This window comes from Rhodopseudomonas sp., from assembly GCF_048594845.1.
In the GTDB taxonomy this organism is placed as follows: domain Bacteria; phylum Pseudomonadota; class Alphaproteobacteria; order Rhizobiales; family Xanthobacteraceae; genus Rhodopseudomonas.
In genome coordinates, this window is record NZ_JBMDXE010000159.1 from 1 (window position 1) to 12,901 (window position 12,901).

Annotated in this window: 12 protein-coding genes; 3 read left to right on the top strand and 9 right to left on the bottom strand. The window is 64.7% G+C overall.

The annotated features are described in order from the left end of the window. Positions 1-383, bottom strand: a 383-nt coding sequence (locus tag ACOJTD_RS09670) for a GTP-binding protein (RefSeq protein WP_420132706.1), incomplete at its 3' end; no start/stop codon positions are given. 242 nt (positions 384-625) lie between these two features. Here ACOJTD_RS09670 and sugE point away from each other — a divergent pair. Continuing rightward, positions 626-940, top strand: coding sequence for a quaternary ammonium compound efflux SMR transporter SugE (sugE, locus tag ACOJTD_RS09675; protein WP_420132707.1), 315 nt, complete (start codon positions 626-628; stop codon positions 938-940). Between the two features lie 161 nt (positions 941-1,101). Here the strand turns inward: sugE and corA are convergent, their stop codons facing one another. The 3 genes from corA to ACOJTD_RS09690 all read right to left on the bottom strand — a co-directional run bounded on the left by corA (position 1,102) and on the right by ACOJTD_RS09690 (position 3,888). Next, entirely contained in the window at positions 1,102-2,136 is a 1,035-nt protein-coding gene (corA, locus tag ACOJTD_RS09680; RefSeq protein WP_420132708.1) for a magnesium/cobalt transporter CorA, read from the bottom strand. Positions 2,137-2,217: 81 nt separating this feature from the next. Further along, positions 2,218-3,228 (bottom strand): inorganic phosphate transporter, encoded by a 1,011-nt coding sequence (locus ACOJTD_RS09685; protein ID WP_420132709.1) that lies wholly within the window; start codon positions 3,226-3,228, stop codon positions 2,218-2,220. Positions 3,229-3,243: 15 nt separating this feature from the next. Then, complete coding sequence (locus tag ACOJTD_RS09690) at positions 3,244-3,888, bottom strand: DUF47 domain-containing protein (protein ID WP_420132710.1); 645 nt, start codon at positions 3,886-3,888, stop codon at positions 3,244-3,246. Positions 3,889-4,454: 566 nt separating this feature from the next. Between ACOJTD_RS09690 and ACOJTD_RS09695 the strand changes: the two genes are divergently transcribed. Beyond that, the gene (locus tag ACOJTD_RS09695; RefSeq protein ID WP_420132711.1) at positions 4,455-7,064 is read left to right on the top strand and encodes a DUF4407 domain-containing protein; all 2,610 of its coding nucleotides are present in this window, start codon (positions 4,455-4,457) and stop codon (positions 7,062-7,064) included. Positions 7,065-7,170: 106 nt separating this feature from the next. Here ACOJTD_RS09695 and ACOJTD_RS09700 read toward each other — a convergent pair whose 3' ends face one another. The 5 genes from ACOJTD_RS09700 to ACOJTD_RS09720 form a co-directional block, all read right to left on the bottom strand. Next, positions 7,171-8,142, bottom strand: coding sequence for a branched-chain amino acid ABC transporter permease (locus ACOJTD_RS09700; RefSeq protein ID WP_420132712.1), 972 nt, complete (start codon positions 8,140-8,142; stop codon positions 7,171-7,173). A gap of 1 nt (position 8,143) precedes the next feature. Beyond that, positions 8,144-9,007: a branched-chain amino acid ABC transporter permease gene (locus ACOJTD_RS09705; protein ID WP_420132741.1), complete on the bottom strand. Its 864-nt coding sequence runs from the start codon at positions 9,005-9,007 to the stop codon at positions 8,144-8,146. A 52-nt stretch (positions 9,008-9,059) separates the two neighbouring features. Continuing rightward, entirely contained in the window at positions 9,060-9,806 is a 747-nt protein-coding gene (locus ACOJTD_RS09710; protein ID WP_420132713.1) for an ABC transporter ATP-binding protein, read from the bottom strand. After that, on the bottom strand, positions 9,799-10,554 hold the full coding sequence (locus ACOJTD_RS09715) for an ABC transporter ATP-binding protein (RefSeq protein WP_420132714.1): 756 nt from the start codon (positions 10,552-10,554) through the stop codon (positions 9,799-9,801). The genes ACOJTD_RS09710 and ACOJTD_RS09715 overlap by 8 nt, the downstream gene beginning before the upstream one ends. 202 nt (positions 10,555-10,756) lie before the next feature. Next, positions 10,757-11,104: an ArsC family reductase gene (locus ACOJTD_RS09720; protein WP_420132715.1), complete on the bottom strand. Its 348-nt coding sequence runs from the start codon at positions 11,102-11,104 to the stop codon at positions 10,757-10,759. Positions 11,105-11,325: 221 nt separating this feature from the next. Between ACOJTD_RS09720 and ACOJTD_RS09725 the strand changes: the two genes are divergently transcribed. Next, positions 11,326-12,804, top strand: a complete 1,479-nt coding sequence (locus ACOJTD_RS09725; RefSeq protein ID WP_420132716.1) for a pyruvate kinase — start codon at positions 11,326-11,328, stop codon at positions 12,802-12,804. Positions 12,805-12,901: the final 97 nt, after the last annotated feature.

Genomic DNA, 12,901 nt, shown 5'->3' on the forward strand with positions numbered 1-12,901 from the left:
GCGGCGTCGATCACCATCACGGCGGAGTCGACCGCGGTCAGCGTCCGGTAAGTGTCTTCCGAGAAGTCCTCGTGGCCCGGGGTGTCGAGCAGGTTGAAGACGAGGTTGTCGAACTCGAAGGTCATCACCGAGGTGACCACCGAGATGCCGCGGTCGCGCTCGATCTTCATCCAGTCCGAGCGGGTGTTGCGGCGCTCGCCCTTGGCCTTGACCTGGCCGGCGAGATTGATCGCGCCGCCGAACAGCAGCAGCTTTTCGGTCAGCGTGGTCTTGCCGGCGTCGGGATGCGAGATGATCGCGAAGGTGCGGCGCCGCGCCACTTCATGGGCGAGCGAAGACGGGGTCGAGGACGGCGCGTCGGCCGGAACAGCGGTGTCGGACATACTCAGCCTGTGGCAGGGAAAGCCGGCGCAATCAAGGGCTTCCGGCGGGTCGCTGCGCCGGTGGTTGCGCGGCGCGGCGGCGTGTCTCATATAAGGGGTCGAGGACGACCTCAAAATCACCTTTTCGGCCGGGACGACCCGGCCTCCTCGCAGACCGCGCCAAGCGCCGGCGCCATCCTGTTGGATGGCCTTCCAAAATCCCCCTGGATGCAGACCGACCGGACGTGCGCAAGGAGGCCCCTATGGCCTGGTTCTATCTGTTCATCGCCGGCCTGATGGAAATCGGCTGGGCTCTCGGCCTGAAATACACCGACGGCTTTACCCGCCTGCTGCCCACCGCGCTGACAGTCTCAGCGATGGTCATCAGCGTCGCCCTGCTCGGCCTGGCGCTGAAGACGCTGCCGATCGGCACCGCCTATGCGATCTGGAGCGGCATCGGCGCGGTCGGCACCGCGGCGCTCGGCATCATGCTGTTCGGCGATCCCGCCACGCTCAGCCGCCTCGCCTGCATCGGCCTGATCGTCGCCGGCATCGTCGGCCTGAAGGTGGTGACCTGAAGCCGGGAGCACGTCTTCGGTTGAGGGGCGTGAACGCGCGCTTCACATCCGGAATCGTCATCCGGAGAGGCCCGCATAGCGCGCCTGGACGGATGCGGTCCCGATGCTTGCGGCCCATGCCGCCGTGAATCCGTCAGGCGCTGAATTGCTTTGGCCGGTCTTTACAGCCAGCCGACGCGCTTGAACCGGTAGTACAAAAACCCGCAGACGCAGGCGATGACGCCGAGCACGCCGTAGTAGCCGTACTGCCATTTCAGCTCCGGCATGTGCTCGAAATTCATGCCATAGATGCCGGCGATCGCGGTCGGCACCGCCAGGATGGCGGCCCACGCGGTCAGCCGCCGTGCGATTTCAGTCTGCTGCGCTTGTCCCGCCATCATGCTGGCTTCGAAGACGAACGCCAGGATCTGCAGTAGCTGGTCGATATCTTCCTCGGCACGGTTGACGTGGTCGAGGATGTCCCGGAACAGCGGCTTCAGCGGCGCATCGAGAGCGATCAGATCGGCATGTTCGAGCCGCTTGCAGACGTCGACCATCGGCCCGACGGCGCGCTTCAGCTTAAGCAGCTCCCGCCGCAGCCGATACAGGCCGTCCATTCGGCCGAGATGCGAACGGCGCAGCACCTCCTCCTCGAGATTGTCGACGTCGCTCTGGATCCGGTCGATGACCGGCCGGTAGTTGTCGACGATGAAGTCGAGGATCGCATACAGGATGTAGTCTTCGCCCTCGGCGAACCAGTTCGGACTCGCCTCGCAGCGCGACCGGACGACGGTGTAGGAGGTCGAGGCGCCGTGCCGGACGGACACGACGTATCCCTTGCCGACGAAGATATGCGTCTCGCCGAACGCGATCTGTTCGTGCTCCATCTGCGCGGTGCGGGCGACGACGAAGAAGGCGTCGTCGTACTGCTCGACCTTCGGCGGTTGCCGGGCCTTGATGGCGTCTTCGATCGCCAGCGGGTGCAATTTGAGCTGACCGGCCACCCTCTCCAGCAGATCCCTGCTCGGCTCGTGCAGGCCGATCCAGACCACATGCCCGTCTTTGGCGGCCCACTCGCCGGCCTGTTCGATGGTGATGTCGGTGACGAGTTGGCCGTGCGCGTAAACGCTCGCCGCGACGACGCCCGGTTCACAAGGCGGCGCGTGCGGCTTCGGCGGCGGGGCGTCGATGCTGCGCAATCGGGGCTGCTTCAGCATCACGGACCGCACTTTCCTGAGAGATTGGAGACCTTTGACAAGCCCGAGGGGATCGGCTGGTTCCGCCGGCCGCGCAGCGGATCAGAACGACGGCAGCAGCTTGGTCGCCCAATAGGCAGCTGCGGCGACCAGCGCGGAGGCCGGGATGGTGATCACCCAGGCGTAGACGATCGAGCTCGCCACGTTCCAGCGCACCGCCGACATCCGCCGCGCCGCGCCGACGCCGACGATGGCGCCGGTGATGGTGTGGGTGGTCGACACCGGCACGCCGAGGAACGTCGCCATGAACAGCGTGGCGGCGCCGCCGGTCTCGGCGCAAAAACCCTGCATCGGCGTCAGCTTGGTGATGCGCAGCCCCATGGTGCGCACGATCCGCCAGCCGCCCATCAGCGTGCCGAGCGCCATCGCCGATTGGCACGAGATCACCACCCAGAACGGCACCGAAAACTCGCTGCCGAGATAGCCCTGCGAGTACAGCAGCACGGCGATGATGCCCATCGTCTTCTGCGCGTCGTTGCCGCCATGGCCGAGCGAATACAGCGACGCCGAGGCGAATTGCAGGATGCGGAAGGCGCGGTCGACCGCGAACGGGGTCGAGCGCACAGACGCCCATGACACGATCGCCACGAGCACCAACGCCAGCAGAAAGCCGACCACCGGCGACAGGACGATAGCGAGCAGCGCCTTGGTCAGTCCGCTCCACACGGCGGCGGAAAGCCCGGCTTTGGCCAGTCCGGCGCCGAGCAGGCCACCGATCAGCGCGTGCGACGAGCTCGACGGAATCCCGAGCGCCCAGGTCACGATGTTCCAGACGATGGCGCCGACCAGCGCGGCAAAAATCACCGCGGAATCGATCACGCTCGGCTCGATGATGCCGGTGCCGATCGTATTCGCGACATGCAGGCCGAAGATCAGGAACGCGACGAAGTTGAAGAACGCCGCCCAGAACACCGCATATTGCGGCCGCAGAACGCGGGTCGAGACGATGGTGGCGATCGAATTGGCGGCGTCGTGCAGGCCGTTCAGGAAGTCGAACAGCAGCGCGACGGCGATCAATCCGACCAGAATGGGCAGCCCGATCGAAGCGTCCACAATAAGGCCCTGCCCTTAGACCTGCTCGATGACGATGCTGTTGATCTCGTTGGCGACGTCGTCGAACCGGTCGGCCACCTTCTCGAGGTGATCGTAGATCTCGGCGCCGACGATGTAGTCCATGGTGTTGGCGTTGCGGTGCTTGAGGAACAGCTCCTTAAGCCCGATATCGTGAAGATCGTCCACCCGGCCTTCCAGCTTGGTGATTTCCTCGGTCATGGCCGTCAGCATCTGCAGATTCGGCCCGATCGACTTCATCAGCGGCAGCGCCTTGCCGACCAGATTGGCGCTCTCGACCAGCAGCGTCCCGATCTCGCGCATCGGCGGCTCGAATTCCCGGACCTCGAACAGGATCACCGCCTTGGCGGTCTGCTGCATCTGGTCGATGGCGTCGTCCATCGAGGTGATCAGGTTCTTGATGTCGACGCGGTCGAACGGGGTGATGAAGGTGCGGCGCACCGCGGTCAGCACCTCGCGGGTGATGGCGTCGGCCTCGGCCTCGAAATGGCTCACCCGCTGGCAGTGCACCAGCGTCTCGTCGCCTCCGCGCAGCATGTCCTGGAGCGCCTGCGCGCCATGGACGACGGTCTGGGCATGCCGGGCGAACAGGTCGAAAAACCTCTCCTCCTTCGGCAGAAAGGCTCGAAAGTAACGCAGCATTGGGAGGTATCCGATTGACGGGACTTGGTCCGGGCGTCGGACCACGTCACAGGAGCGTCATAAAACATTTCAGGCGTTGTCAGGCAACCGCCCATTCGCAAGCCGGCCGACGGATCGCCGGATTGAGTTCCAACGGACACGCGAACGCGTACAGCGCAATTCGGACGTCCGACCCGCCCCGAGCCCCATCCACAGAAACGGACCCACGCTGCACTTGCATCGCAGCATGAGCGGATCGGTCCCTCGCCTCGCGAATCACCTCGGCGTTCAACGGACCCAGCCGAGTCCTGCTTACATCGCGAGCGGTATCGGAGGAAAGAGCGCGTCGTCATCACCGCACCCCCGCGGAAAATTGTGAGGACGGGCGCGGCTGCTGATCAACGCTTCGCGCGAGCCGAGTTCTTCTCTGACTATCACCACTTAGCAGCAAGTTCTGAGCCGGAGTAAGAGCTTCGACGCAGCTCCTGCATAGAGCGTCGCGTATTGAATTCGTAAACGAACTGTTAGACTCGCGCGGACCTGTCACTTCCAACCGCGGCGGATGTTCACCGCAGAATTGGGCGGCCATGATTCAACGCGCACTGGGTGTCATCGCCGGAGTCGATCGCAAAACGCTTTCGACCTGCCCCGCCTCCGACAAGCTGTGGGCGGCGCATCTCGGCGCATCGCTCTGCCTTTCGTTCATCGTGGTGGTCGGCGTGTCGTATCATGCCACCGGCTACATGATCGCAAATGTTTGGACGCGGCTGCTCGTCTCCGGGGTGATCGGCCTCACCGTGCTGATGTTCGACCGCGCGCTGTGCCAATCCGATTGGTTCTATCAAGGCACGCTCTGGAATACCGCGCCGATCCAGTCCGGCGCGGAGGCCAAGCAGACGGCGTGGCGGTTCGTGCGCGTCGGTATCAGGCTGATGATGTCGTTCGGTCTCGCCTGGGTGATCGCGATGTTCCTGGAGCTCGCGATCTTCTCCGGCACGATCAACGAGAAGATCGAGGCCGACCGCATCGCCGCAAACCAGCCGATCTACGCGAAGATCGCGCAATACGAGGCCGGGCTGAATGCAGAGGCCGCGCGTCGGCAGGCCGGTATCGACGCACTGGAAGCGCTGCATCGCGACGCCCTGACGGAGGCGCCTGCACTGGAGCCGACGCTGCAGACGCGCACCGATGACATTGAACAGCAGATCAAGGCGCTGGTCACGCGCGAGGCGGATGTGCGCGCCGACATCGCCCAGATCGACCGCACCATCCAGCGCTACATCGCCGACATGAACGCCGAGGAATTCGGCCTTAAAGCGTCGCCGAACAACTCAGGCCGGCCCGGCGCCGGGCCGCGCTACGAATTCGCCCGCAAACAGAAGGAAGCCTTCATCGCCCAGCGCGCCGCGCGCGAAGCCGAGATCAGCCAGCTTCATCTCAAACGCGACGACCTCCGCGCCGCCCAGGCCAAGATCGCCGGTGAAGCTCTTGTAGTGCGCGACCAGGAGCGCGGCGCCATCAAGGCCAAGGCCGACGCGCTGCAGGCGCGGATCGACGCCGCGCGCGCCGACCTCAAGCAGTTCGAAGCCTCGAAGGCCGCCGACGTCGCCGAGTTCAGGCAGAAGGCGCTGGCGGAATCCTATTACCAGGAGAAGAAGGACCGGATCGACCCGCTGACCCGGATCGCCGCCTATCAGGAGCTGAAGAACGATCCGAAGGACGGCGCCACCATGACGCTGTTCTCATGGATGACGCGATTGTTCATCATCTTCCTGGAAATCGTTCCGGTTGTTGCGAAAATCTTCTTCTCGCCGCCCAGCGTCTACGCCGCGAAGATTCAAGCGCAGGTCGAACGCGCGCGGCAGCGGATCGAGAACAACGAGGACCTCGACGACGACAAACCGGCGCCCGCCGCGCCTGCTCCGGCAATCGCCGCGATCACGCTGCCGACGATGAGCCTCGGGGCGGTCACGATGAAGCAGCCGGCGCCGCCCCCGGCCGCTGCACCTGAGCGCGCCGCCGCGCGGCCCTCGCACGCTTCCGCCGAGCGTCATGGCCACGAAGAGACCTGGCGTAGCGCTCACCACGATGACGGCTATGATCCTCGCTCCATCGAGCGCCACGACGACCAGATCTACGCGCGATGGGACGACGAGCGACGCGATACCGGTCGCGGCCCGCGGCACAGCTATCAGGATCGCCGACCGGCTGCGCGTCACGAGTTCGAGCGGGACTATGACCGCCGACGCTTTGAACGCGATCCGGACCGCAGGGACTACGCGGCCCGCTCCGCTTCGCCGCGCTACGAGCCATCCGATTACGAAGCGGCGCCGCGCTATGAACCCGCTCGGAGCCGGGCCGCCCAGTTCGCCGCTCGCGACTATGCCGTGGACGACGCCCTGCCCGATCACGACGAGCGTGACTACTTCCCCAGCGATCTCGACGTCCGCACCCTGATCCGGCCGCGGCGCAGCCCGCCCCGCCGCGCGACGATGCCGCACGACGCAGAGACGCGCGAAGACGTCATCGCCCGGAAGAGTGCGCTGCCGCCGCGGCCTGCCGTCGAACAGATCACGCCGGATGTCCCGGCTCACTCCCCTGGGGCCATGGCCGATGCTGACGTCAACGAACTCGTCCGAGAGGTGTTGACGGTCACTGAGACCCCGCCTGCCGATCTGCCTCCGATGCCACTCCGCCACGCGGCATCGTCAAACGCCGCTCCATCCGAGGCGGCGTCGGTCCCGGCCGTCGCGCTGGACCCGGCCGACACGGCCGACGGATCGAATCAGACCGCAAGGCCGACGGCGAACGATCAGGCGATCTTGCCGTCGGGAATTTCTGTGAGCCCGGCTGTCGCCGAGCCGCAGCTACCCGAGCCCGAGCCGAAGCCGGAGCCGGAGCAGATCTCCGGCACAGTCGTCGCTTCCGAGACTTCAATGGAGCAACCATTGACTGCCGACGAGCAGCGGGAGCCGCCTGTGCCTCCTGTCGAAGTCAGTCTCGCCGACACGGCGGGCGGTTCGCCCCCGAAATACACCGCCGACGTCGAGAAGCTGATGAGTGAAGCCGTCGAGCTCACCAAGGTGCGGAAGAAGCCGCACCGCGCCCGGCGGGAAGCCCCAGTTGTCGCTCAGCATGCCACGGAGGCGGAACTGCCGCTCGAGCCCACGGTCCACGGGCCATCCCCGAAGGCTTAAGGCATCTCGGCAAGCATCAACAAAAAGCCACCGCGCAGGCCATTGCGCAGCGGCTTTGTTGTGTTTGGTGGTGGCTGACTTTTTGCCGCCTCGGCTTCGGACTGCCTTACAGCGAGCGTTTGAAGTAGTGCCCGATCTCGCCGACGATGCCGCGGCGGAAGGTCAGCACGCAGGCGACGAAGATCACACCCTGGATGACGGTGACCCACTGACCGAATCCGGCAAGATATTGCTGCATGGCGATGATCACGAAGGCGCCGATCACCGGGCCAAAAATGGTCCCCAGACCGCCGACCAGCGTCATCAGCACGATTTCACCGGACATCGACCAGTGCACGTCGGTTAGCGAGGCATTCTGCGCCACGAACACCTTCAGGGCTCCGGCGAAGCCGGCCAGCGTGCCGGACAGGATGAAGGCCAGCAGCTTGTACTGGTCAGTCTTGTAGCCGAGCGAGATCGCGCGCGGCTCGTTCTCGCGGATCGCCTTGAGCACCTCGCCGAACGGCGAATTGATGGCGCGATAGATGATCAGGAAGCCGATCAGGAAGCCGACCAGCACCATGAAATACAGCGTGGTGGCATTCTGCAGGTCGATCACGCCGAACATCTTGCCCTGCGGGATGCCCTGGATGCCGTCTTCGCCGTGGGTGAACGGCGCCTGCAGGTAGATGAAGTAGAGCAGCTGCGACAACGCCAGCGTGATCATTGCGAAATAGATGCCCTGGCGGCGGATCGCGATCAGGCCGGTGATGATAGACAGGGCGAAGGCGCCCGTAGTGCCGACGATGATCGCCAGTTCCGGCGACAGGTCCCAGACCTTCAGGGCGTGGGCAGTGACATAGCCGGCGGTGCCGAGAAACATCGCGTGGCCGAACGACAGCAGGCCGCCATAGCCGATCAGCAGGTTGAAGGCGCAGGCCAGCAGCGCAAAGCACAGCCCCTGCATCACGAAGAACGGATACACGCCGGTGAACGGCACGATCACCAGCACGGCCGTCATCAGGCCGAAGGCAATCATCTCGTCGCGCACCGGACGGCGGGTGGTTGCGGGAACGGAGTTCTCAGTAATCGTCGCCATGTCAGCTTGCCCGTCCCGTCAGCCCCGAGGGTTTCACCAGCAGCACCAACACCATCAGCACGAACACCACGGTGTTGGAGGCCTCGGGGTAGAAATATTTGGTCAATCCCTCGATCACGCCGAGCGCGAAGCCGGTGATGATCGAGCCCATGATCGACCCCATGCCGCCGATCACCACCACCGCGAACACCACGATGATCAGGTCGGCGCCCATCAGCGGCCTCACCTGGTTGATCGGCGCCGACAGCACGCCGGCGAGCGCGGCGAGACCGACGCCGAGGCCGTAGGTCAGCGTGATCATGCGGGGCACGTTGATGCCGAAAGCGCGGACCAGCGTCGGATTTTCGGTGGCGGCGCGCAGATAGGCGCCGAGCTGGGTCCGCTCGATCAGGTACCAGGTCAGCAGGCAGACCACGAGCGAGAACACGACGACCCAACCGCGGTAGATCGGCAGGAACATGAAGCCGAGATTCATGCCGCCGCGCAGTTCGTCGGGGATCGCATAAGGCAGACCCGACGAGCCGAAATAGTTCTGGAACAGGCCCTGGATGATCAGCGCAACGCCGAACGTCAGCAGCAGGCCGTACAAATGATCGAGCCCGGACAGCCATTGCAGCAGCGTCCGCTCCATCAGCATGCCGAACGCGCCGACGATCAGCGGCGCCAGGATCAGCGCCCACCAATAGCCGATGCCGAACAGGTTCAGGAGGAAGTAGGCGCAGAACGCGCCCATCATATACAGCGCGCCGTGGGCAAAGTTGATGATGTTCAACATGCCGAAGATCACGGCGAGGCCGAGACTCAGCAGCGCGTAGAACGAGCCGTTGATCAGCCCGACCAGAAGCTGCGCCAACAAGGCCTGGATATTGATCGACATAAGTGTTTCCAGCTCTCAGCGAGAAGTCACGTCAGCGGCGTCAGACGCCGAGATAGGTGTGCAGCTTGTCCATGTTGGCTTCGAGTTCCGCATTGGCGAAGCCATCGATGATCTTGCCGTGCTCGACCACGTAGTAGCGATCGGCCACCGTCGCCGCCCAGCGGAAGTTCTGCTCGACGAGGAGGATCGTGAACCCCTCCTTCTTCAGCCGCGCGATGGTATGGCCGATCTGCTGGATGATCACCGGCGCCAGACCTTCGGTCGGCTCGTCCAGCATCAGGAAGCGCGCACCGGTGCGCAGGATGCGGGCGATCGCCAGCATCTGCTGCTCGCCGCCGGACAGCTTGGTGCCCTGGCTCTTCAGCCGCTCGCGCAGGTTGGGGAACAGCTCGAAGATCTGCTCGAGCGACAATCCGCCCGGCCGCACCTGCGGCGGCAGCATCAGATTTTCACGCACGTCGAGGCTGGCGAAGATGCCGCGTTCCTCGGGACAGAACGCAATGCCACGCTTGGCGATCTTGTCGGACGAGGCCCGGCTGATGTCGTGACCATCGAAATTGATCGTACCGGTACGCTTGCCGATGATGCCCATCACCGACTTCAGCGTCGTGGTCTTGCCGGCGCCGTTGCGACCGAGCAGCGTCACCACTTCGCCGGTGCGCACTTCGAAGTTCATGCCGTGCAGAATGTGGGACTCGCCGTACCACGCCTGCAGGTCACGCACGCTGAGCAGCGCGTTGCCGCTCGCTGCGGGGGAGGTCCGGTTCAAAGTCGTCGCCTCAACCATGACCCGCTCCGAGATAGGCTTCCTTGACGCGCTCGTCCTGGGTCAGATCGTTGTAATGGCCTTCGGCCAGCACCTGCCCGCGGGTCAGCACGGTGATCACGTCGGACAGATTGGCGACCACACTGAGATTATGTTCAACCATCAGAATGGTGTACTTCGCCGAGATCCGCTTGATCAGCGCGGCGATCTTGTCGATGTCCTCATGGCCCATGCCGGCCATCGGCTCGTCGAGCAGCATCATCTCCGGATCGAGCGCCAGCGTGGTGGCGATCTCCAGCGCGCGCTTGCGGCCATACGGCATCTCGACCGCCGGGATATCGGCAAAATCGCTGAGGCCGACGTCTTCCAGCAATTCGCGCGCGCGCTGATTATACTTGTCGAGCACGCTCTTGGAGCGCCAGAAGTCGAACGAATGGCCGTGCTGGCGCTGCAGCGCGACGCGCACATTCTCGAGCGCCGTCAGATGCGGAAACACCGCGGAGATCTGAAACGAACGCACCAGACCGAGACGCGCCACATCGGCCGGCGCGGTCGCGGTGATGTCCTGGCCTTTGTAGAGAATCTTGCCTGCCGAGGGGTGCAGGAACTTGGTGAGCAGATTGAAACAGGTGGTCTTGCCGGCGCCGTTAGGGCCGATCAGCGCGTGGATGTGCCCGCGCCGGACCCGCAGATTGACGTCGCGAACTGCAAAGAAGCCCGCGAACTCCTTCGTCAGACCGTGCGTTTCGAGAATGATGTCATCGGCCAAGTAGAACTTCCCCCTGCCCGGTCCCGCGGCGGAGGCACGTCCGCGGCCGAATTCTTGTTGCTGTCCGGTGCCGCGCGCCCTGGCAGGCGGGCCGACCCGTCTTTCTGGGGCGGGACTATGCCGCTATTCGCCAGCCGTGCGCAAGATGCAATGCAGGCCAGCGTTAGTGAGCGATCCGCTGTGGGCAAGGAGCCCGATCAGGTCACCCGAAGGCCTTTTCATAAGCCTCCGGCCGGAACCCGACCAGCAGCGTCTTGCCCGTCTCGATCACCGGCCGCTTGATCATCGACGGTTGTGCCAGCATTAGCGCGATCGCCTTGGATTCGGTCAGCCCTTCCTTGTCTGCATCGGGCAGTTTGCGGAACGTCGTGCCGGCACGGTTGAGTAGCGTCTCCCAGCCGACCAGCTTGGCCCACCGCATCAGGTCCGCCTTGTCGACGCCAGCGGTCTTGTAGTCGTGGAAGTCGTAAGCAACGCCGTGGCCGTCGAGCCAGGCGCGCGCCTTCTTCATGGTGTCGCAGTTCTTGATGCCGAAGATGGTGACGGACAAACGAAACCTCATTTGCAGGGACGTTGCATTCAGGCCCCGCGCCCGTTGCCCGTCAAGCACGGCGGCCGGTCGGCTGTGGACGGCTTCACCGCGGCAGCTGCGGGATCGTATGCGCATAAGGTCGCAGACTCGGGCCTCTCGCTGTCACAGGAGTTACATCGACGGCTCCTAGAGCGGGCTGACGCGGCCGGTTTGGCCGCGGCTGATGAAGCGAGCTCGCCATGTCGACCGAAATCGATCGCCTGAAGCAGAAAATCGACCGGCTGATCGCCGAGATCGAAGCCGACAGCCGCCCGCGCGTCGAGGCCTGGACCAGCAGGATCGAGCGCCCGGGCTTCAACGCCAGCGCCGCCAACCTGGCGCATTATCTGGCGCTGCGCCGGCACGACCTGCGGCCGCTGCAGCGCGCGCTCGCCGCGCTCGGGCTGTCGTCCCTCGGACGTCTGGAGAGCCGGGTGATGCCGACGCTTCACGCCGTCCGCGCCACGCTCGGCGAACTCTGCGGCGAGCCGCAATCCGTGCGGCCGTCGCAGCGGCAGTTCTTCGCCGGCGAGCACGAACTCGCCCAGCGCAGCGAGGAAATGTTCGGGGCGCCATCGAGCGGCCGCTCCACCGCGCTGCTCGTCACCTGCCCCAGCGAGGCCGCCGACGATCCCTCTTTCATGCTCCGGCTCGCCGAACGCAAGGTCGAAGCGGTGCGCATCAACTGCGCGCATGACGACGCCGCGGCGTGGCAGCGCATGATCAATCATCTCCACGTCGCCGAGGAAGCCACCGGCCATCGGATGAAGATCCTGATGGACATCGCTGGCCCGAAGATCCGCACGGGTGCCGCGCGTGCGCCCGAGGGCCGCGAACGCATCCTCACCGGCGACCTGATCGCCATCGTGGCGGAAGGCTCGTTTCATCGCATCGATCTCGCCGAAGATCATTTCGCCATCGAATGCACGCTGAGCGATCCGCTGATCAACAGCGCGGTCGGCGCGCGGGTGTTCGTGGACGACGGCAAGCTGTGCATCCGCATCGAGCGCAAGACGCCCTGGGGCCTGATCGGCCGCGTCACCTCGACGTCCGACAAGGGACTGCGGCTGAAGCCGGAGAAAGGCCTCAATTTCCCCGACACGCTGCTCGACATCCCGGCGCTGACGGCAAAGGACCGCGACGATCTCGATTTCGTCGCCGAACATGCCGGCGGCATCGAGTTCTCCTTCGTGCAATCCGTCGCCGACGTCGAAACGCTGCAGGCCGCGCTCGCCGAGCGTCGTCCCGACGACTGGCGCGAGCTGGCGCTGGTGCTGAAGATCGAGACGCCCGAAGCCGTCGCGAATCTGCCGGACATTTTGGTGCAGGCGGCCGGCCAGCAGCCGACCGCGGTGATGATCGCCCGCGGCGATCTCGCCGTCGAGATCGGCTTCGCCCGGCTCGCCGAAATGCAGGAGGAGATCCTGTGGATCGGCGAGGCCGCGCACGTACCGGTGATCTGGGCCACGCAGGTGCTCGAGCAACTCGTCAAGAAAGGCACGCCCTCGCGCGGCGAGATGACCGACGCCGCAATGGCGGCGCGTGCCGAATGCGTGATGCTGAACAAAGGGCCCTATCTGTTCAAGGCGATCACCGAGCTCGACAATCTGCTCGGCCGCATGGCCGTGCATCAGCACAAGAAGACGCCGCAGCTCCGCAGGCTGCAGAGCTGGGGCTGAAAACACATTGGTATCAACCTAAGGTTGATTTCAATGTTCGCCTATCGTTCCATTGCAGCGGGGCTTGAGAGCTCGCGTGACTGGTTGCGTGGGGGCG